Source organism: Saliniferula longa (genome assembly GCF_050789285.1).
Classification (GTDB): domain Bacteria; phylum Pseudomonadota; class Alphaproteobacteria; order Rhodobacterales; family Rhodobacteraceae; genus CAVPWP01.
On sequence record NZ_JBOUVX010000002.1, the window covers coordinates 410,876 to 427,737 of the forward strand.

18 protein-coding genes are annotated in these 16,862 nt (G+C 68.0%); 10 read left to right on the forward strand and 8 right to left on the reverse strand.

What is annotated here, in order from left to right; genetic code table 11:
* Positions 1 to 6: 6 nt before the first annotated feature.
* Positions 7 to 186: a hypothetical protein gene (locus tag ACRDNQ_RS08515; RefSeq protein ID WP_431828225.1), complete on the forward strand. Its 180-nt coding sequence runs from the start codon at positions 7 to 9 to the stop codon at positions 184 to 186.
* On the opposite strand, the gene ACRDNQ_RS08520 is transcribed toward ACRDNQ_RS08515, so the two are convergent.
* The 3 genes from ACRDNQ_RS08520 to ACRDNQ_RS08530 form a co-directional block, all read right to left on the reverse strand.
* Positions 164 to 811, reverse strand: coding sequence for a pseudouridine synthase (locus ACRDNQ_RS08520; RefSeq protein WP_431828226.1), 648 nt, complete (start codon positions 809 to 811; stop codon positions 164 to 166). The two genes, ACRDNQ_RS08515 and ACRDNQ_RS08520, sit on opposite strands and share 23 nt — an antisense overlap.
* Positions 808 to 1,266: a GAF domain-containing protein gene (locus ACRDNQ_RS08525; RefSeq protein WP_431829095.1), complete on the reverse strand. Its 459-nt coding sequence runs from the start codon at positions 1,264 to 1,266 to the stop codon at positions 808 to 810. The genes ACRDNQ_RS08520 and ACRDNQ_RS08525 overlap by 4 nt, the downstream gene beginning before the upstream one ends.
* Before the next feature lie 105 nt (positions 1,267 to 1,371).
* Entirely contained in the window at positions 1,372 to 2,550 is a 1,179-nt protein-coding gene (locus ACRDNQ_RS08530) for a thiolase family protein (protein WP_431828227.1), read from the reverse strand.
* A 92-nt stretch (positions 2,551 to 2,642) separates the two neighbouring features.
* Between ACRDNQ_RS08530 and ACRDNQ_RS08535 the strand changes: the two genes are divergently transcribed.
* From ACRDNQ_RS08535 to ACRDNQ_RS08545, 3 genes are all read left to right on the forward strand, one after another.
* Positions 2,643 to 2,993 carry an STAS domain-containing protein gene (locus ACRDNQ_RS08535; RefSeq protein WP_431828228.1) on the forward strand — a complete coding sequence of 117 codons (351 nt, stop codon included), beginning with the start codon at positions 2,643 to 2,645 and terminating at the stop codon, positions 2,991 to 2,993.
* Positions 2,983 to 3,435, forward strand: a complete 453-nt coding sequence (locus ACRDNQ_RS08540; RefSeq protein WP_431828229.1) for an ATP-binding protein — start codon at positions 2,983 to 2,985, stop codon at positions 3,433 to 3,435. Before ACRDNQ_RS08535 ends, ACRDNQ_RS08540 begins: the two co-directional genes overlap by 11 nt.
* 260 nt (positions 3,436 to 3,695) lie before the next feature.
* Positions 3,696 to 5,276, forward strand: coding sequence for a gamma-glutamyltransferase family protein (locus ACRDNQ_RS08545; protein WP_431828230.1), 1,581 nt, complete (start codon positions 3,696 to 3,698; stop codon positions 5,274 to 5,276).
* Positions 5,277 to 5,285: 9 nt separating this feature from the next.
* On the opposite strand, the gene hspQ is transcribed toward ACRDNQ_RS08545, so the two are convergent.
* Positions 5,286 to 5,612 carry a heat shock protein HspQ gene (hspQ, locus tag ACRDNQ_RS08550; RefSeq protein WP_431828231.1) on the reverse strand — a complete coding sequence of 109 codons (327 nt, stop codon included), beginning with the start codon at positions 5,610 to 5,612 and terminating at the stop codon, positions 5,286 to 5,288.
* An 82-nt stretch (positions 5,613 to 5,694) separates the two neighbouring features.
* Here hspQ and ACRDNQ_RS08555 point away from each other — a divergent pair, with 82 nt between their 5' ends.
* Entirely contained in the window at positions 5,695 to 6,579 is an 885-nt protein-coding gene (locus tag ACRDNQ_RS08555) for an AEC family transporter (protein WP_431828232.1), read from the forward strand.
* 79 nt (positions 6,580 to 6,658) lie between these two features.
* Positions 6,659 to 7,243: a transglycosylase SLT domain-containing protein gene (locus tag ACRDNQ_RS08560; RefSeq protein ID WP_431828233.1), complete on the forward strand. Its 585-nt coding sequence runs from the start codon at positions 6,659 to 6,661 to the stop codon at positions 7,241 to 7,243.
* A gap of 5 nt (positions 7,244 to 7,248) precedes the next feature.
* Here the strand turns inward: ACRDNQ_RS08560 and ACRDNQ_RS08565 are convergent, their stop codons facing one another.
* From ACRDNQ_RS08565 to ACRDNQ_RS08580, 4 genes are all read right to left on the reverse strand, one after another.
* Complete coding sequence (locus tag ACRDNQ_RS08565) at positions 7,249 to 7,860, reverse strand: LolA family protein (RefSeq protein WP_431828234.1); 612 nt, start codon at positions 7,858 to 7,860, stop codon at positions 7,249 to 7,251.
* An 86-nt stretch (positions 7,861 to 7,946) separates the two neighbouring features.
* Positions 7,947 to 10,751, reverse strand: coding sequence for a DNA translocase FtsK (locus tag ACRDNQ_RS08570; protein WP_431828235.1), 2,805 nt, complete (start codon positions 10,749 to 10,751; stop codon positions 7,947 to 7,949).
* Positions 10,752 to 10,753: 2 nt separating this feature from the next.
* Positions 10,754 to 11,947, reverse strand: coding sequence for an aminotransferase class I/II-fold pyridoxal phosphate-dependent enzyme (locus tag ACRDNQ_RS08575; RefSeq protein ID WP_431828236.1), 1,194 nt, complete (start codon positions 11,945 to 11,947; stop codon positions 10,754 to 10,756).
* Positions 11,948 to 12,061: 114 nt separating this feature from the next.
* Positions 12,062 to 13,393, reverse strand: a complete 1,332-nt coding sequence (locus ACRDNQ_RS08580; RefSeq protein WP_431828237.1) for an amidase — start codon at positions 13,391 to 13,393, stop codon at positions 12,062 to 12,064.
* Positions 13,394 to 13,474: 81 nt separating this feature from the next.
* On the opposite strand from ACRDNQ_RS08580, the gene ACRDNQ_RS08585 reads away from it, so the two are divergent.
* The 4 genes from ACRDNQ_RS08585 to ACRDNQ_RS08600 all read left to right on the forward strand — a co-directional run bounded on the left by ACRDNQ_RS08585 (position 13,475) and on the right by ACRDNQ_RS08600 (position 16,833).
* The gene (locus ACRDNQ_RS08585) at positions 13,475 to 14,701 is read left to right on the forward strand and encodes an FAD-dependent monooxygenase (protein ID WP_431828238.1); all 1,227 of its coding nucleotides are present in this window, start codon (positions 13,475 to 13,477) and stop codon (positions 14,699 to 14,701) included.
* An 89-nt stretch (positions 14,702 to 14,790) separates the two neighbouring features.
* Entirely contained in the window at positions 14,791 to 15,726 is a 936-nt protein-coding gene (locus ACRDNQ_RS08590) for a histone deacetylase family protein (protein ID WP_431828239.1), read from the forward strand.
* Positions 15,723 to 15,965: an exodeoxyribonuclease VII small subunit gene (locus ACRDNQ_RS08595; RefSeq protein ID WP_431828240.1), complete on the forward strand. Its 243-nt coding sequence runs from the start codon at positions 15,723 to 15,725 to the stop codon at positions 15,963 to 15,965. Before ACRDNQ_RS08590 ends, ACRDNQ_RS08595 begins: the two co-directional genes overlap by 4 nt.
* Position 15,966: 1 nt before the next feature.
* Positions 15,967 to 16,833, forward strand: coding sequence for a farnesyl diphosphate synthase (locus ACRDNQ_RS08600; RefSeq protein ID WP_431828241.1), 867 nt, complete (start codon positions 15,967 to 15,969; stop codon positions 16,831 to 16,833).
* Positions 16,834 to 16,862: the final 29 nt, after the last annotated feature.

The window sequence follows — 16,862 nt, forward strand, 5'->3', positions numbered from 1 at the left end:
GCCGGCATGGCGATTGCCGCCCTGATCTGGATCGGCGCCTCGACCGCCGTCCTGGTCGTCGGTCTGGCGTTTCTTCTTCTGCTTTGCGGTCTTCTGAGTTCGACCCTTGCGCTGCTTGTCGCGGCGCCGGATGGCCGGGACGACGAAGCGACGGCGGGACCGGTCAGAACGGGCAGGGTGCGCTGAACCCGATCCCGGCGCCGCCATCCGGGTGCCGGATTCGCAACGCTTCGGCGTGAAGCATCAGGCGCGGGAATTCCCGCGCCGGGCCTGTCGCATAGAACGGATCGCCAAGGATCGGGTGCCCGATCTCGGTCATGTGGACGCGCAGTTGATGCGACCGCCCGGTGTGGGGGTAAAGGCGCACGCGGGTCGTCCCGTCTTCGACCCGGACCACGCGCCAGTCCGTCCGGGCGGCCCGACCGGTTTCGAAATCGACCTTCTGCCTGGGCCGGTTCGGCCAGTCGACGATCAGAGGCAGGTCGATGGTGCCGGCCCGATCCGCCACCTCGCCCCAGACGCGGGCGACGTAGGTCTTCCTGACGTGCCGTCGTTCGAACTGCAGGCCAAGATGGCGCTGGGCGCGGGGTGTCAGGGCGAAGATCATCACACCCGAGGTGTCCCGGTCGAGGCGGTGAACCAGAAGCGCCCCGGGGACGGCGGCCTGCACGCGCGTCAGCAGGCAGTCGGCAAGGTCCTCGCCCTTCCCCGGAACAGACAGCAGACCCTCTGGCTTGTTGACCACGAGGATCTCGTGGTCCTTGTGCAGGATCGTCAGCGGCGTCTTTGGCGGATCGTAGGCGCCGGTCATCCCAGCCGTCCGAAAGTGGCGGTCAGGATCGCTTCGAGGCCCCGCGCGTCGGTGTCGTCGAAGGCGGCGGGCAGGTCGCTGTCGATGTCGAGGACGCCGATCAGGCGGCCCTGGCGGTCATGGACCGGCAGGACGATCTCGGACCGTGTCGAAGACGAGCAGGCGATATGGCCCGGGAAAGCCTCGACATCGGGAACGATCTGGACCTGGCCCGTGCGCGCCGCCGCGCCGCAGACGCCACGGTCGAAGGGAATGACGAGACAGCCGTGTCCGCCCTGGTAGGGTCCGATCTTCAGCAGGCCCGGTTCGGTCACGCGATAGAAGCCGGTCCAGTCGAAGCGGTCATCGGCGTGGTGCACCTCGCACGCGACCGTGGCCATGAGGGACACGGCATCGGTTTCGCCTTCGGTCAGAGCGGCGACGGTGGCCGCAAGGGTGGTGTAGTCTGCGCGCATGGCCATCCTTGAAAGAAAGGGGGGCTGTCTGCCCCCTCTTGCCCCGGGTTCCGGGGCAATTCACCCCCGAAGGTATTTTTTCGCCAGAAGAAGACCGGGCAGGGTCTAGGGCCTTTCGATCGCGATGGCCATGCCTTCGCCCCCGCCGATGCAGATCGCGGCGACGCCGCGCCGCAGCCCGTGACGTTCAAGCGCGTTGAGAAGGGTCACGATGATGCGCGCGCCCGAGGCGCCGATCGGGTGGCCAAGGGCGCAGGCGCCGCCGTGGACGTTCATCCGGTCGTGCGGCACGTCGAGTTCGCGCATGAACGCCATGGGGACGACGGCGAAGGCCTCGTTCACTTCCCACAGGTCGACGTCGGCGACGCGCCAGCCCAGGCGATCGAGCAGCGTCCGTGCGGCCGGGACCGGCGCGGTGGGAAAGAGCGCCGGCGCCTGGGCATGGCTGGCGTGGCCGAGAATCCGGGCGCGGGGCTGAAGGCCCTGTGCCTCGATCGCGGCTGTCGAAGCAAGGACGAGCGCCGCCGCGCCATCCGAGATCGACGAGGAATTGGCCGCGGTGACCGTTCCGCCTTCGCGGAAGACCGGCCTGAGGTCGGGGATCCGTTCGGGCCGCGCCTTGGCCGGCTGCTCGTCGGCCGAGACCGTCACCCCCGCCTTGCGTCCGCCCAACGCAACAGGGGCGATTTCGGCCGCGAAGGCGCCCGAGGCCTGTGCGTCGCGCGCGCGGCGAAGCGAGGCCAGCGCATAGTCGTCCTGGGCGGCGCGGGTGAACTGGAACGCCTCGGCGCAATCCTCGGCGAAGGTGCCCATGAGCCGGCCCTTGTCGTAGGCGTCTTCGAGCCCGTCGAGGAACATGTGGTCGATGGCCTGGGCATGGCCGAGGCGCGCGCCGCCACGCATCTTCGGCAGCAGGTAGGGCGCGCGGGTCATGCTTTCCATGCCGCCGGCGACCACGATGCCGGCTTGCCCCAACGCGATCTGGTCGGCCGCCAGCGCCGCTGTCTTGAGCCCCGATCCGCACATCTTGTTGATGGTGGTGGCCGGCACCCCGTCGCCGAGGCCGGCCGCGAAACCGGCCTGCCGGGCCGGGGCCTGCCCCTGGCCGGCGGGCAGGACGCAGCCCATCAGAAGGTCCTCGACCAAAGCGGGGTCGACACCCGCGTTCGCCAGCGCGGCCGAGATCGCCACGCCGCCGAGGGCCGCCGCCTCGAGATCGGCGAAGTCGCCCTGAAATCCGCCGATGGGTGTGCGCGCCGCCCCCGTGATCCAGACCCCCGTCATGCGCTGTCCCTTCGATGCGATCGCCCCTGCTTACCGAATGCTAACGACTGGCGTCTAGCGTTGCCGCGATCGGATCGGCGAAGGGACCGGAGATGCAGTTGGATGCCATGCCGCGCGGGCGCGATCTTCTGGTGGCGGTGCGCGAAGACAGGATCGACGCCGCCGTCGCGGTGCAGTTCAAGGACGCGATGCGTCAGGTGACGGAGGGTGGCCCCGCACGGGTGGTGCTCGACCTGTCGCAGGTCGGCTTTCTCGACAGCAGCGGGCTGGGCGCCCTTGTCGCGGCCATGAAGGTGCTTGGTCCGTCCCGGCGGCTTGATCTGATGGCCCCGACGCCCGCGGTCCAGAAGGTCTTTCGCCTGACGCGCATGGATACCGTCTTTGCGATCTTCCCTGACGAGGACAGCGCCTTCGGGATCGGGGACCTTGCCCATGCCGGATGATCGGCCGGTCTTCCGCCAGTCGATCGACGCCACGCACGAAGAGGTGCGCAGCGCGCTTTCGGGCATGATCCGTGCGATGTCGCCGCTCGAGCTGTCGCAAGAGGAAAGCGGGTCGGTCGAACTTGTCGTGGCCGAGGCGCTGAACAACATCGTCGAACACGCCTACGTCGGGGTGAAGCCCGGGCGCATCGACATCTCGGTGGTCGCCGCGTGCGACGGGTTGCACTGCTGCCTGCGCGATTCGGGAAGCCCCATGCCGGATGGCCGGCCGCCGATCGGGGCCTATGCCGGCCCGGCCCCCGTGCTTGATGATCAGCCCGAGGGCGGATTCGGGTGGTTCCTGATCCGAAGCCTTGCACGCGAGCTCGACTATCGCCGGGCCGATGATCAGAACGTGCTAACCTTCCGGATCGCCGTCCGGGGGCACTCGGCAGCCGCGTGATCCAGTGTGAGCCCTCCGCACCCACTGCCCCGAAAATGCCTTATTGCGACCCAACGTCGGCCTGAAAGGTCGGCGATCTTGATCGGGTAGCTGCAAACGGCTTCCCTCGGCGCCGCGTGTTAACAGCCCCCACCCAGTGCGCGGCGCCGAGGTTTATCTCCCCGAGGAAAAGACAGGTCACGCCGGCACGTTGCGTTCGTCGATTGGCAACGGCGCGCCCCGGCGATAGCTTTCGTCGCAAGACGAAAGGGATCCCTGTCATGCGCGATTTCCACCTGCCCGGCCGATCGCCGGTTCTTGCCACTAACGCAATGGCGGCGACGTCCCACCCCCTGGCCACGCTGGTCGCGGTCGAGACGCTAAAGGCCGGTGGCAACGCCATGGACGCGGCCATTGCGGCGGCACTTCTTCAGGGCATCGCCGAGCCGCAGATGACCGGAATCGGCGGCGATTGCTTCGTTCTGTTCACCCCGCCGGGGGAAGAGCGCGTGCTGGCCATGAATGGCTCGGGCCGCGCGCCGGCTGCGCTGAACGCCGAGGCGATTCGGGCCGCCGGCCATTCCCGGATGCCCGAGGGCGGGGCAGTGCCCGTCACCATTCCCGGCGCCATCGACGCGTTCTGTCGCCTTCTTGACGACTGGGGCCGGCTTGGTCGGGACCGCGTCTTCGCCCCCGTCATCCGGTATGCCGAAGACGGGATCCCCATCGCCCCGCGCGTGGCCTTCGATCTGGCCGAAGACAGCGAGGTCCTTGTCGGACGTGCCCGCGACCTGTTCCTGAACGCCGGCCGCCCCTTCGCCGTGGGCGAGGTCTTTCGCGCCCCCGGCCAAGCCGAGGTCCTGCGGCGCGTGGCAGCGCACGGCGCGCCTGCCTTCTACGAGGGCGAGGTGGCCGACGACATGGTCGCGAGCCTGCGCGCCCACGGCGGCGTCCACACCGCCGAGGATTTCGCGGCGACGGCCTGCGACTATACCGAACCGGTCAGCGGCGACTATCGTGGGGTCGATCTGGTCGAACATCCACCGAACGGGCAGGGCGCGACGGCGATCCTGATGGCGAAGATCCTCTCGCATTTCGACCTGGCCGCGATGGACCCGTTCGGGCCCGCGCGCGCCCATCTCGAGGCCGAGGCCGCGAAACTGGCCTATGACGCCCGCAACCGCTTCATCGCCGACCCGGACCATACGACGCGGCTTGCCCACATGCTTGCGCCGGAAACCGCCGCGCGGCTAGCCGGGCTGATCAGCCCGACCCGCGTCATCGCCGACCCAAGAGCGGTGACCGAGACGGTGCACAAGGACACGATCTATCTGACGGTGGTCGATGCCGACGGGATGAAGGTGTCGCTGATCTACTCGATCTATTCGGGCTTCGGCTCGGGCGTGGCGTCCAAGAAGTTCGGCATCCTGTTCCAGAACCGTGGCGCGGGCTTCACGCTGGAACCGGGCCATCCCAACGAGGCCGGCGGCGGCAAGCGACCGATGCACACGATCATACCCGCCATGCTGCGGGAAGGCGGGCGGGTGACCCTGCCCTTCGGCGTGATGGGCGGCGGCTATCAGCCCAACGGCCACGCGCGGGTGCTTACGAACCTCGTCGATTACGGGCTTGACCTCCAGACGGCGATCGACGCGCCGCGCAGCTTCTGGAGTGACGGGCAGCTTGCGCTTGAACGCGGCTACCGACCCGAAGTGCGTCAGGCGCTGTCCGACCTTGGACACAAGGTCGTCACGCCCGAGACGCCCATCGGCGGCGCGCAGGCGATCCGGATCGACCATGACAGGGGTGTGCTTGAAGGGGCGTCGGACCCGCGCAAGGACGGGCTGGCGCTGGGCTACTAGGGCGCGGCGTCAGTTCAACTGGACCGACAGCGGATAGTGGCCATCCTGGAAATCGCCGAAGAGGTCGGGCAGGTCGGGATGATCGACCGGCTCGCCGGAATAGTCGGCGACAAGGTTCTGTTCCGAGACGTAGGCGACGTAGTAGCTTTGATCGTTCTCGGCCAGAAGATGGTAGAACGGCTGGTCTTTCGCGGGGCGGCTTTCCTCGGGAATTGCGTCGTACCACTCTTCGGTATTCGAGAAGATTGCGTCGACGTCGAAGACGACCCCCCGGAAGGGATGCTTCCGGTGACGGACCACCTGGCCCAATGAATACTTCGCACGCGTCTTCAGCATGGCATTACCCCCGTAGTGTCGTTAGTAGTCCCGCGACCGGGTTCATGTCCATGCGCGGGCCCGAATTTCCGGGAAACAGACTGTGAACCTTGGCCTTACAGTTCTTGAAGTCGTGGCGCCGGTCTTCCTTCTGGCCGGCATCGGCTTCGTCTGGGTGCGCCTCGGATTCGAGTATCGAATCCGATTCGTGACCCAGCTGTCGATGACCCTGGGCGTGCCCGCTCTGATCTTTACCGCGCTGATGACCACCGAAATCGCGCCCTCGGCCTTGTCGGCGGTGTCGCTGGCGGCGCTTCTTTCCTATGCGGCGATCACGCTGGCGATGTGGGTCGTCGTCCGCCTCTGGCGGCTCGAGGTGCGAACCTATCTCGCGCCGCTCGTTTATGGGAACACCGGAAACGTGGGGCTGCCGCTTGCGCTGTTCGCCTTTGGCGACCAGGGGCTTGGCTTCGCCGTCGTCATCTTCGCGATCATGGCGGTCTATTCCTTCACCTTCGGCATCTGGCTTGTCGCGGGCGGCGGATCGCCCCTGAAGGTGGTGCGCGAACCGATGGTGGCGGCCACGCTTCTGGGGCTTCTCTTCCTTTGGCAGGGATGGACGACGCCCACGTTCCTGACCAACACGCTGTCGCTGATCGGCCAGTTGGCGATCCCGCTTATGCTGATCACCCTTGGTGTCGCCGTGGCGCGGTTGGCGCCGACCCGGCTTGGGCCTGCGGCCGCGCTTTCGCTTCTCAAGGCGGGCGTCTGCATCGGGATCGGCTGGGTCATCGGACGCTGGTTCGACCTTGACCCGGTCCCTTTCGCTGTCCTCATGATGCAGCTTGCGACGCCGGTCGCCGTCACCTCGTACCTGATCGCCGAGAAGTACGGCGCCGATGCCGATGCGGTGGCCGGGCTTGTTGTCGTCTCGACCCTGCTGTCGGTCGCGGTTCTGCCGGGGCTCATCGCATTCGTGATCGCCTAGCGACGCTTTTGCCCGTTTTCCCCGCGCCTCAGTTGCGCTAGAGTGCCTCCAAGAAAAAGAATGTTCGAGCGAGAGGCAGATGAGCAGACCCCTGCGCGCTCTTATCCTTGTGCTGTTCGTGTCGGCTTGCGGCGCGCGATATGACTCGCCCCCGCGCAACCTCGACGACGCCTGCAGCATCGTGAGCCAGCGCCCGACCTACCTGCGCGACATGCAGCGGACCGAGCGCCGCTGGGGCGTGCCCGTTTCCGTGCAGATGGCTACCATCCACCAGGAAAGCAAGTTCGACGCCGATGCCCGGACGCCGTTCCGCTATGCCATGGGCATCATCCCGATGGGCCGCCAGTCGTCGGCCTTCGGCTATAGCCAGGCGCTGGACGGAACCTGGGAGGAATACCTGGCCGAATCCGGGAACCGCCGCGCCAAGCGCGACAACTTCCGCGACGCGACGGACTTCATGGGCTGGTACATGCACAAGACGAACGAGAGCCTGGGCATCTCGAAGGCCGACGCGCGCAACCAGTACCTGGCCTATCACGAAGGGCGTTCGGGTTATGCGCGCGGCAGCTACAACGCGAAGCCCTGGCTTCTGAGGGTGTCCGACAGCGTCGCCTCGCGGGCGCAGATGTACGACGCGCAGCTTCGGGCCTGCGGCAAGATCTAGCGCGGTCAGCGACTCCGCCGCTGCGTCTCGAGCGTGATGTTGAACAGCGAGGCGGCAAGATCGCCGCCAGCCTTCATGTCGCGCAGGATGATCGTGGTGCGCGCGCCCGACCCGTCGACCACGACCCATTGGCGCAGCTCGACCGGGTTGTCGGTGAAGTTCAGCTCGATCCGGCCATATTCGGGATGCTCGGGGTCCTGCGCCACGACCGTGGTCGCGGTGCCGTCGTAGGTATGGCCCACGACCATGTTCCGCCGCGCCAGATCGACGTTCTGTTCAAGGATGATCGACAGCGGCGTGCGGGCAAGCGGGTATTGCTCGGGCCGGCCAAGGTTCGACTTCGCGTCGAAGATCGCGACCTGCCCGCCGCCCGCCATGACCAGCGCCGCTTCCGGCGGATCGTATTCGAAGCGCGCGCGCCCGGGCCGCCTGATGAAGACGCGCCCGGTCGAGATCGTCCCGTCGGGGTTGATCTGGGTGAAGCCGGCCTCGACGGTCTGAAGGCCGTTCAGATAGGCCGAGATGCGGTTCAGCGGAATTTGCGCCGCCTGCGCCGGAAGGGCGGCCGCCGTCAGGGCAAGGGCCGTGCCGGTCATGAGAAACGTGCGTCGGTTCATTGTCTGCCTCTCTGGTGCACTCCGATATAGAGCCAGATCGGCGCGGCTGCCATTGCCATGCAATAACAGCCGCGTGTCATCGCCCGTCAGCCCTGTTCGGGCACCAGGATCTCGCGCTTGCCGACGTGGTTGGCGCGGCTGACGACGCCTTCCTCTTCCATCTGCTCGACCAGGCGTGCGGCCTTGTTATAGCCGATGGCCAGCTTGCGCTGGATATACGAGGTCGAGCACTTGCGGTCCTTGATGACGATGGCCACCGCCTGATCGTACAGCGCATCGTCGCCGTCGGAGGCGCCGCCCAGACCAAGGACAAGGTCGATGTCGCTTTCGCGGTCGTCGTCGGGTCCTTCCAGAACGCTGGTCACATATTCCGGCGCGCCGTAGGATTTCAGGTGGTTCACGATCTCCTCGACTTCTTCGTCGCTGACGAAGGGGCCGTGGACGCGGGTTATCCGGCTGCCGCCAGCCATGAAAAGCATGTCGCCCATGCCCAGAAGTTGCTCGGCGCCCTGTTCGCCAAGGATCGTTCGGCTATCGATCTTCGATGTCACCTGAAACGAGATCCGGGTGGGGAAGTTCGCCTTGATCGTGCCCGTAATGACGTCGACCGAGGGGCGCTGCGTCGCCATGATCAGGTGGATCCCCGAAGCCCGCGCCATCTGCGCCAGGCGCTGGATGCAGGCCTCGATCTCCTTGCCGGCGACCATCATCAGGTCGGCCATCTCGTCGACGATGACGACGATGTAGGGCAGGAGCTCGGGCGCGAATTCCTCGGTCTCGAACACCGGTTCGCCGGTCTCGTCGTCGAAGCCGGTCTGGACCGTCCGCTTGAACAGTTCGCCCTTCTCGAGCGCCTCGCGCACACGGCCATTGTAGCCTTCGATGTTGCGCACGCCCATCTTCGACATCTTGCGATAGCGGTCTTCCATCTCGCCCACGACCCATTTCAGGGCGACGACCGCCTTCTTGGGGTCCGTGACGACGGGCGACAGAAGATGCGGGATGCCGTCATAGACGCTGAGTTCCAGCATCTTGGGGTCGATCATGATCAGCCGGCATTCCTCGGGCGTGAGCTTGTAGAGAAGGCTCAGGATCATCGTGTTGATCGCAACCGACTTGCCCGAGCCGGTGGTCCCGGCGATCAGCAGGTGGGGCATCTTCGCCAGGTTCGCGACCACCGGATCGCCCGAGATGTCCTTGCCCAGGGCAAGCGGCAGGCGGTGGTTGGCGTCGCCATAGTCGCGGGCCGACAGAATTTCGCGCAGGACGACCTTCTCGCGCTTTTCGTTCGGAAGCTCGATCCCGATCACGGACCGGCCCGGCACGGTCGAGACACGGGCCGACAGCGCCGACATCGACCGCGCGATGTCGTCGGCAAGGCCGATCACGCGGCTGGCCTTGAGGCCGGGCGCGGGTTCAAGTTCGTACATGGTGACGACCGGGCCGGGACGGACGCTTACGATCTCGCCCTTCACGCCGTAGTCGTCGAGGACGTTCTCGAGCATGCGCGCGTTCTCTTCCAGCGCTTCGTCGGACAGCTGGTGGCGCTCGATCCGGTCGGGGCTTGCCAGCAGGCTGAGCGGCGGCGTCTCGTAGGCCGGCGCCTTGTCGTCAAAGCGCAGAGCGGGCTGCGCCTCGGCCCGCGCCTGGCGCGAGGGTTGCAGGGGCTTGCGCGCGGCGTGCTGCACGACGCTGCCTTCCGTGGGGATCAGCCGACCGGTCTCGAACATCGGCATCGCGCCGGGGCGGATCGGCTCGGGTTCGACAAGTTCGGGTTCGGGCAGTTCCACGTCGGCGAAAAGCGCCTCGTCGTCCGCGGCGAAGGGCGGCGTCGCAAGGGTCCGCGCGGTGTCGAGGATCATGGGCTTCGGCCCCCGGGGGTGGCGGGCGGCCGTCACCGGCGGTTCCGCGCGACCCACCGTGGCAACGGGTTCGCGGCTGCGATTACGGATGATGTCGGCGATACGCGCCTTGATCCGGTCGTCCTCGCCGGCGGCGTCCTCGCCCGCGCCGACGGGGGCGGCGGCGGCCTCGGCCTTGCGGGCGATCAGCGGCGACATGCGGGCCAGAAGGCCGGGTTTTGCCGGCGCGGTTTCGGCGGTGCCGGCCACCGGCGGCTCGCGCCGCAGGCGCAGGCCCTTGGGGGCGGCGAAGGGCGCGGCCTCGAAGGCCTGTTCCTCGGCCCGCGCGGCCCGTTCGGCGCGGCGTGCCCGGGCGTTGCCCGCCGAGGTCATCCCGGCTCGGATCGCCCAGACGACAAGCGCCACGAGACGGTCGTAAAGCATCACCGTCCCGCGCAGCAGGAACAGTCCGAAGCCGCGCATTTCGGCCATTGTCGCGCCCAGGACGAACAGAAGCATCGCCATCGCGCCGAAGAACATGAAGAACGACAGCACCTTCAGCCCCAGCGTCGCCTGCACCGGCACCACGCCCAGGATCGCCCCCAGCACCGTGTCACCGAAAAGCCCGCCAAGACCGAAGGAATGGCCCCAGTCGGCGCCGGGCACATGGGTCGAGGCATAGACCGACGCCAAAGCCACGGCGATTGGCGCGAAGATGATGCGCGACAGAAGCCGGTCTTCGCCGACATGTGCCAGAAGCCGCGCGCCCCACAGCGTGAAGATCGCGGCGATGGTCCAGCTTGCGTAGCCCACGATGACGAAAAGCGGCGAGGCGATCGACGCCCCGAACCGGCCCAGCAGGTTGCGCGCGGGTTCGTCGGTGGCCGACAGCCAGCTGGGATCGGTGGGCGAATACGAGGCAACCACCATCGCCGTCGCGATCCCGAGGCAGAGAAGCGCAAGCCCCAGAAGTTCGGTCGCGCGCCGCTCGAGGACGGCCTGCGTGTCGCGATCGAAAAGCGGGTCTCTCTGCCGTGCCTGATACGCCATGTCTACGTGTCCCTCGTATGGTAGAGGCAGTCGCGGATCGCGGTCAGTCCGCGCTGCATTTCTTCTTCTTCGGCGACCATCGCCACGCGGATATAGCCGTGGCCCGGGTTCACGCCGTCGACGTCGCGCGAAAGATAGGCGCCGGGCAGAACCCGAACGCCGGTCTGGCGCCAGAGCTTCAGGGCCGCGGCTTCGCCATCCTCGACCGGAAGCCACAGGAAGAACCCTGCGTCGGGCACCTCGATCTGGGGGTGCCCGGCGAAGACGTCTTGGGCGATCGCGTACTTGCGCCGATAAAGCGTCCGGCTTTCATCCACATGAGCTTCGTCCGCCCAGACCCGCTCGGCCGCGTGCTGAAGCGGCAGCGGCAGGGGCGCGCCGGCGTAGGCACGCAACTGGCGGATCGCGGCGATCGACCTTGGTCCGCCGGCGGCGAAGCCCGACCGCAGTCCGGGCAGGTTCGACCGCTTCGACAGCGAATGGAAGATCACCACGCGCTCGGGGTCGGCGCCCATGGCGCGGGCGACCTGAAGCGCGCCGGGCGGCGGGTCGTCGCGATAGACCTCGGAATAGCATTCGTCGGCGAAGATGCGGAAATCATGCTTCTCGGCCAGCGCAATCAGACGGCGCCAGTAGGCCCCGTCCGCGACCGCGCCCTGCGGGTTCGCGGGCGAGCAGAGAAAGGCGATCGCCACGCGGTCAAGGATTTCGGCCGGCAACGCGGCGTAGTCGGGAAGGTGTCCGGTCTCGGTCGTCGCCGGCACATAGACGGCCTCGGCCCCCAGGGTCAGGGCCGCCACGGCATAGACCTGATAGAAGGGGTTGGGCGTCAGGATCACGGGTTTGCGCCCGCGCACGGTTTCCGGGCACAGCGCGATGGCGGCGTTGAACAGCCCCTCGCGCGTGCCGTTGAGCACTGTCACGTCCGTTGCCGGGTCGACCGTGACCCCGTAGCGACGCTGCAGCCAGGCGGCGATGGCCGCCAGAAGCGCGGGCGTCCCCTCGTTCGGCGGATACTTCCCGAAGCCGTCGGCGTGGCTCGCGATCTCGTCCAGGATCCAGCGCGGGAAGGGATGGCGCGGCTCGCCGATGGTCATCTGGATGACGTCCCCGCCCGGCGCATGGGCGTCAAGCAACCTCCGCAGACGCGGAAAGGCATACTCCGGCAGGTGTGAAAACCGCTCAGGAAACGTCATTACTGCCTCGATGACGGGGTCGTGCCGCCCCGTTTGACTGGATTCTAACCCGAAGCGCGCGCGCCGGTCCAGATTCATGCCGCGATTGCCGGAGCTTGCGGGAATCTGTGGCTTTTAGGTCAACGCCCGCTCGATGGCCGCCGAAAGCCTGAGCAACCGCCTTTCGCTGTCCGGCGGTGTCTGGACAAGCAGGCCGCAGGACGGCGTTCCGGTGGGCAGCGTGACCCCCGGAAGTCCCATCAGGTTGCCGATGCGGGTATTGCGCAGGGTCAGCAGGTTGCGCTCGGTGAAATGGGCCGGGTCGGACAGCAGGCGTTCGGCGTTCGGCGGCAGGATCGCACAGGTCGGCAAGAGAACGGCGTCGTAGCCCGCCGTCGCGGCAAGATAGTCCGTCCGAAGCCGGTCGAGCCTGTGCCAGGCCGCGACGTAGTCTGCGCCAGAGAACACGGCCCCGCCGCGGAAGCGCTCGCGGATCGGGGCAAACATGACCTCGGGGTTCGCCTCTATGGTGTCCTTCCACGTCCCGTAGGCTTCGGTCGCGAAAAGGATCGGGGCAAGGTCCATGGCGTCGGCCACGGCCGGCACGTCGCCCGTCTCTATCGTTGCGCCCGCTGCGGACAGGCGGGCAAGCGCCGCTTCGAAGGCGGCTCCGGGGGCGTCCTCGACCGCGTCAAGCGCCACAGTGCGCAGCGCAAGCAGGCGCCGCCCCGCAGGATCGGCCCCGCCGAGGTCCGCTGGGGTGCGGCCTTCGAGGGCGGCAAGAAGCAGGGCCGCATCCTCGACCGTGCGGCACAGCGGACCCACGGTATCGAAGCGCGCGCACAGCGGCACGACGCCCTCCAGCGACAGGCGCCCGGGCGTGGTCTTCAGCCCGACAAGGTCGTTCCAGGCCGAGGGCACGCGCACCGACCCGCCCGTATCCGACCCGATGCCCGCAGCGGCAAGGCCGAAGGCGACCGAGGTCGCCGCGCCTGACGACGAGCCGCCCGAAACCGCATCCGCGTCGTTCACGCAGGGCGGCGAGGCGGTGACGGGGTTCAGGCCCAGGCCGGAAAAGGCAAGTTCCGTCATGTGGGTCTTGCCAAGGCAGACAAGACCTGCGGCGGTCGCGTTCGAAAGGACGCGGGCATCACGATCCGGCGTCCGTCCCGCAAGCAGTGCGGACCCGGCCTCGGTCGGGGTTCCGGCCGTGTCGAAGAGGTCCTTCCAGGACACCGGCACCCCATCGAGAACGGAGCGCCGCTGACCAAGCTTCGCGCGGCGCGCGGCTGCCTCGGCCTCGGACCGGGCGCGGTCGGGGGTGGTACGGGCATAGATGCGTGGCGCCACCGGATGGGCGGCGATCGCGTCGAGATGGGTCTCGGTCAGCGCGACGGGGTCGATCCGCCCCGCGCCGATGTCGCGGCCCAGCGACGCGGCGCTTCTTGAAAGCCAGTCCTGCGACATCTTCGTACCTCCGTCATCGGCGCGACCGTAACGTCGGGCGGGCACATGGACAATGCCGGCCGGGGGGGCATATTGGCACCCATGAGCGACAAGACCGATATCCTGATCGCGGGCGGCGGCCTTAACGGCACGGCGCTGGCGATTGCGCTGGGCCGGGCCGGACTTCGGGTGACTCTGGTCGATCCGCTGCCGGCCGAAACCCGAGGCGATCGGGCCTTCGACGGGCGGGGGTATGCGCTGGCGCTGTCCTCGCAGCGGCTGCTTGCGGCGATCGGCGTCTGGCGCGAGGTCGCCGCGCAAAGCCAGCCCATCCTGCACATCACCGTCAGCGACGGCCGCGCCGGCGAAGGGGCCTCGCCGCTTGCGCTCGAGTTCGATCACGCCGAGATCGAGGAAGCCCCGATGGGCCACATGGTCGAGGATCGGGTCCTGCGGCCCGCGCTGCTTGCGGCCCTGGCCGGCACCGAGGGCGTGACCCATCTTCCGGGGGTGTCCGTCGCCGATCATACCGCCACGGGGCCGGATGTCGCCGTCACCTTGTCGGATGGTCGCCGGATCACGGCGGAGCTTCTGGTTGCCTGCGATGGCAAGCAAAGCCCGACCGCGACGCGGGCCGGGATCGGGCGCATGGGCTGGGCCTACGGCCAGACCGCGCTGGTCTGCGCGGTCGAGCACGACAAGCCCCATAACGGCACCGCGCACCAGTTCTTCATGCCGCCCGGCCCGCTGGCCATCCTGCCCCTGCCCGGCAACAGGTCGTCCATCGTCTGGACCGAGCGGCACGCCACGGCCGGGGCCATCGCGGGGTTGGACGACGCCGGCTATCTCGCGGCGCTGCGGCCGCGCTTCGGCGACTTCCTGGGCGAGATCCGATTGGCCGGCGCACGGTTCACCTATCCGCTCTCGCTGTCGGTCGCCGAGCGTTTCGTCGGTGATCGGCTGGCGCTGGCAGGGGATGCCGCCCATGCCGTGCATCCCATCGCCGGCCAGGGGCTGAACGCGGGGCTGAAGGATGTGGCCGCTCTTGCCGAAGTGCTGGTCGAGGCGCGGCGGCGGGGCGAGGATATCGGGCGCGTCGACGTGCTTCGACGCTATGAGCGCTGGCGACGGTTCGACACGATGACCCTTGCCATCGCCACCGACGCCTTCAACCGGCTCTTCTCGAACGACAGTTCGATTCTGCGCTTGGGGCGCGACCTTGGGCTTGGTCTTGTCGGACGCCTGCCCGGGCTGCGACGCGGGTTCATCCGCGAGGCGGCCGGCCTGACCGGCGATCTGCCGCGGCTGAGCCGGGGATTGCCGCTTTGACCCACATGCGGGCCTGATCGGCACTGGAATGCAGGATCGCCTTCGGCGAAGGTATTTGCAGCCAGAAGAAGCAGCATCGGAGCACAGCCATGGCGACCGCGCTTTTCACGCATCCCGAGTTCGACGGGCATGTGACCCCGGACGGCCACCCCGAACGCGTGGCGCGGCTCGAGGCGGTGCGCGCCGCGCTGTCGGGACCGGGTTTCAAGGCGCTGGATCGTCGCGAGGCGCCGGTCTGCGACCGGGCCGAGCTTCTGCGCGTGCACCCCGAGGCCTATGTCGCGCAGATCGAGGCCGCGATCCCCGATGCGGGGTTCGTCGCGCTTGATGCCGACACGCATGTCTCGCCCGGATCGCTTCGCGCCGCGTTGCGCGCGGTGGGCGGCTGCGTCGCGGCGGTCGACGCCGTTCTGGCGGGCGAGGTCGCGAATGCCTTCGTCGCCTGCCGCCCGCCCGGCCACCACGCCGAGACGGCGACGCCGATGGGGTTCTGCCTGTTCGGCAATGCCGCCATAGCGGCGAAGCGGGCGCTGGATCATCACGGCCTGTCGCGCGTGGCGGTGGTCGATTTCGACGTGCATCACGGCAATGGCACGCAGGCGCTTCTTTGGTCGGAGAAACGAACGCTGTTTGTCTCGTCCCATCAGTTGCCGCTTTGGCCGGGGACCGGCGACGCGCACGAAACCGGGGCCTTCGACAACGTCATCAACCTGCCGCTCGCGCCGATGACGGGCGGGGTCGAGATGCGCCGCGCCTATGACCGCGAGGTCTGGCCCGCGCTTGACGACTTCGCGCCCGAGCTTGTCATCATCTCGGCAGGCTTCGACGCCCATGCTGCCGATCCCCTTGCGAACCTTGAATGGACCGAGGCCGATTTCGCCTGGTTGACGGAAGGGCTGTGCGATCTGGCCGATACCCACGCCGGGGGGCGCGTGGTCTCGACACTCGAGGGCGGCTATGATCTGAAGGCACTGGGCGCCAGTGTCGCGGCGCATATGCAGGTCTTGATGGAGCGGGGCGGATGAGCGGAAAGCCGGTTGGCGAGATGTCCTTCGAAGACGCCATGAAGGAACTGGAGGCGGTCGTCCGGCAGCTTGAGGATGGCGACGTCGACCTTGAGAAATCCATCGCGCTTTACGAACGGGGCGCCGTGCTGAAGGCCCATTGCGAGGCCAAGCTGAAGACCGCCGAAGAGAAGGTCGAGCTGATCATGAAGTCCGACCGGGGCGAACCTTCGGGGACCCGTCCGCTCGATTCCGACTGACGTGTTCGCCGAGCGCCTGAAGGAGGCCGCCGTCCTGACCGAGGCGCGGCTGATGGCGGCGATGGCCGACATGGGCGACCTGCCGGTCGTGGCCGCCATGCGCTATGCCGTTCAAGGGGGCAAGGGCCTGCGGGCCTTTCTTGTGGTCGAGGGCGCCCGGCTTCACGGCGTGCCGGCGGCCCGGGCGGCCCATGCGGCTGCCGCGATCGAGGCGCTTCACGCCTATTCGCTGGTGCATGACGATCTTCCCTGCATGGACGACGACGATCTGAGGCGCGGCCAGCCCACCGTTCACGTGACATGGGACGAGGCGACGGCGGTTCTTGCCGGCGACGCGCTTCAGACGCTGGCCTTCGCGCTTGTCTCGGATCCCGCCGTCGGGCCGTCCGAGGTGGCGGCAGATCTGGTGCGCAGCCTGGCACAGGCGGCGGGCGCGGCAGGCATGGTGGGCGGTCAGGCGCTGGACATCGCCGCCGAGACGGCGGGGCGGCCGCTGACCCTTGACGAGATCACGGCGCTTCAGGCCAAGAAGACCGGCGCGCTGATCGAATGGGCCGGATGTGCCGGGCCCCGGATGGCGCGGGCCGATGTGGCCCCGATGGCGGCCTATGCCAGGGCGCTGGGGCTGGCCTTCCAGATCGCCGACGACATCCTTGACGTCGAGGGCGACGTCGCGAAGGCGGGCAAGCGCCTGCAGAAGGATGCCGAGGCCGGAAAGGCCACCTTCGTGTCGCTGCTTGGCCTGGAGGGGGCGAAGGCACGTGCCCGCGACCTTGTGACCGAGGCAGAAACCGCCCTTGCGCCCTATGGTTCGGACGCGGAAAACTTGCGGGAGGCGGCGCGCTTCGTTATCTCGCGCGAATTCTGAGATCCGATCACCGACCCGGCAAGAAGGCA